Genomic DNA, 512 nt, shown 5'->3' on the forward strand with positions numbered 1-512 from the left:
GCACGTCCTTCATCGCCTCTGACTGCCAGGGCATCCACCGTGTACGCTTGGTCGCTTAACCTCACAACCCACAGGCGTTTTTCAACGCTGCAGACTGCAAGCATTTGAGAGACCCGACCGTATCGCTTTGCCATCCCTTATTACGGAGGGATGACGCGGTACGTCGTTTCAATTTTCAGCTTGTTCCGGATTGTTAAAGAGCAATATCTTAAACATGACTCGTAAGTCATCTTTAAGATATGTGGGCAACATCTTTCACCTGTCACCAAGCTTGGCGTCCCCTAGGGGATTCGAACCCCTGTTACCGCCGTGAAAGGGCGGTGTCCTGGGCCTCTAGACGAAGGGGACATTTAAGTCTGTCTTCGCAAGACACTTTGCTCGTTATTTTTTATCAGACAATCTGTGTGAGCACTTCGCCGGAAGGTATCTTAAGGTAAGGAGGTGATCCAACCGCAGGTTCCCCTACGGTTACCTTGTTACGACTTCACCCCAGTCATGAATCACAAAGTGGT

General features: G+C 50.0%; 1 tRNA gene and 1 rRNA gene. Both read right to left on the bottom strand.

What is annotated here, in order from left to right:
• Positions 1–272: 272 nt before the first annotated feature.
• Positions 273–348, bottom strand: a tRNA-Glu gene (locus ACR6AS_RS20500).
• Positions 349–434: 86 nt separating this feature from the next.
• Positions 435–512 (bottom strand): 16S ribosomal RNA (locus ACR6AS_RS20505); the annotation flags it as partial.

Source organism: Pantoea phosphatilytica (assembly GCF_051025615.1).
Taxonomy (GTDB): Bacteria; Pseudomonadota; Gammaproteobacteria; order Enterobacterales; family Enterobacteriaceae; genus Pantoea.